We start from the raw sequence: 2,201 nt of genomic DNA, 5'->3' as shown, positions 1-2,201 counted from the left end.
CTGATCACACTGGTGGTCTCTTTAGCATTGGAGATCATCATGAGTCGCGACCTCAATTCCACTCAAGCATTTTGGTTAGGGCACCTGTCTTATGCCGCCGCGTTGCAGATGCCGTTAAGCGCGTATGCTGAAGCGCAAGCCGTGACGTTAGCCGACCTGATGGCCTGGGAAAATCGGTTAATCGTGCAAGGCTTCCCCGTGCCACCGCGTTGTCGTCCCGCGCGGTTTGTCGCGGTGGAGGTCGTCGCATGATACGCCCAAGCACTGATTTGAGGGTGTACCTGTGCCGAGAACCCGTCGATATGCGCAAGCAAATTGATGGATTAGCATTACTGGTTCAGGAAGCCATGGCCTTGAACCCGTTTGATCAAGCGCTGTTCGTGTTCGGTAATCGCCAGCGCGATAAAGTGAAGCTGCTGTTCTGGGAACGTAACGGCTTTGTGGTGTGGTACAAGCGCTTGGAGCGTGAGCGGTTTAAATGGCCAACGCACCTGAAGGACAAGACCGTGACGCTAACGGGTCAAGAACTTAACTGGTTGCTGGATGGCTATAACCTGAAGGCTATGCAGCCTCACAAAGCGTTGGATTTTCAGCGGGTTGGATAGCCGTAGCGCTCTTGTTTTAGCGACGTTTTTGGTACACTAAGTGGTATGAAAAACGCCCCTTCCTCCTCACCGACGGTTACCCAGCTTGAGCGCAAGCTGGCCGCTGCTGACGCTGAAAATGCGCGGCTGTTGGCGTTGATGGAGAAAAAGGAAGCGCAGTGGGAGGCTACCAAACAGTCGCTGTTTGAGCAGTTCCGGCTTGCCCTGGAGCGTCAGTTCGGTCCTTCCACCGAAAAGTACCGTGTCGACCAGCGGGATCTGCTGATCAATGAAGCGGAAGTGGCGGTGGACGAGGAAGATGCAGCGGGTAGCGACGCCACCGCTGATGACGCGACGATCGACACCGCTACGCCTGCCAAGCGTCGCACGCGCGGCGGGCGTGTGGCGCTACCCCCAGAACTCCCACGTGTCGAGGTCATCCATGAACTGCCCAATGATGCTCGCCACTGCCGCGATGACGGCACCGCGCTAAAGGTGATCGGTGAAGAGGTCAGCGAAGAGCTGCACGTGGTGCCCGCCCGGATCGAGGTGATCCGTCATGTGCGACGCAAATATGCTTGCCCGCTGTGCGAAGAGGGCGTCAACACCGCCCCAGCGCCGGCCAAGCTGTTGCCCAAGAGCAATGCCAGCGCCACGCTGCTCGCCTATATCGCGACGGCTAAATACCAGGACGCGCTACCGCTTTATCGGCAAAGCCAGATCTTTGCCCGCCATGGCGCCGAGATCCCCCGCAATACCCTGGCACGCTGGATGGTGCAGGCGGGAGAACGGATCATCCCGCTGATCGACGCGTTGCGCCAACACCTCTTAAACGCCCCGCTGATCCACATGGATGAGACGACGCTCCAGGTTAATCAAGAAGCGGATCGTGCCGCCAGTGCCACCTCGTATATGTGGGTGCAGCGCGGTGGCCCGCCGGGCCAGCAGGTGGTCTTGTTCGACTACGCGGCCAGCCGCGCCGGACGGGTGCCCGTTGATCTGCTAGGCGACTATGCGGGGCGCTTAATCACCGATGGCTATGAAGGCTACGCCGAGGTCGTGCGCCGTAACGGGCTCACCCATGCGGGCTGCTGGGCACATGCCCGGCGTAAGTTCGTTGAGGCCCAGAAAGTGCAGCCCAAAAACAAAACCGGCAAAGCGGACTGGGCGCTGAACCAGATCCGTAAGCTATACGGCGTGGAAAAACAGGCGAAGGCCCTTGAGCCCGAGGCGCGTCACGCGCTGCGTGAACAGAAGAGCCGCCCGTTAATCGCTCAACTGCGCACCTGGCTCGACAAGTCACTGGCCCAGGTGCTGCCCAAAAGTGCACTGGGTAAAGCCTTGCACTACCTGGATAACCAGTGGCCCCGGCTGACCCGGTTCCTGGACGATGGCCTGATCCCGCTGGACAACAATCCGGCGGAGAACGCCATCCGTCCATTCGTCATCGGCCGTAAAAACTGGCTGTTCAGCCATACTCCGAGCGGCGCTCATGCCAGTGCGGCGATCTACAGCCTGATCGAAACCGCCAAAGCCAATGGTCTCTCGCCTTACGACTACTTACAGTATGTCTTCGCGACCCTGCCCACCCTCGACGATGATGACCTCAACACGCTG

At 59.1% G+C, this 2,201-nt stretch carries 3 protein-coding genes; all 3 read left to right on the top strand.

Annotated features, from left to right (window positions below):
* The coding region (locus HUO07_RS21420; protein ID WP_246286983.1) for a hypothetical protein at positions 1–252 on the top strand (252 nt) is incomplete at its 5' end.
* Positions 249–605, top strand: a complete 357-nt coding sequence (gene tnpB, locus HUO07_RS21415) for an IS66 family insertion sequence element accessory protein TnpB (protein WP_176305129.1) — start codon at positions 249–251, stop codon at positions 603–605. The genes HUO07_RS21420 and tnpB, both read left to right, overlap by 4 nt.
* 45 nt (positions 606–650) lie before the next feature.
* A partial coding sequence (tnpC, locus tag HUO07_RS21410; RefSeq protein ID WP_176305128.1) for an IS66 family transposase occupies positions 651–2,201 on the top strand: 1,551 nt, incomplete at its 3' end.

It is taken from the genome of Vreelandella maris, from assembly GCF_013371085.1.
GTDB classification, from domain to species: domain Bacteria; phylum Pseudomonadota; class Gammaproteobacteria; order Pseudomonadales; family Halomonadaceae; genus Vreelandella; species Vreelandella maris.
The sequence above is the reverse complement of the archived record's forward strand: the minus strand, read 5'-3'. Positions and strand labels throughout refer to the sequence as shown.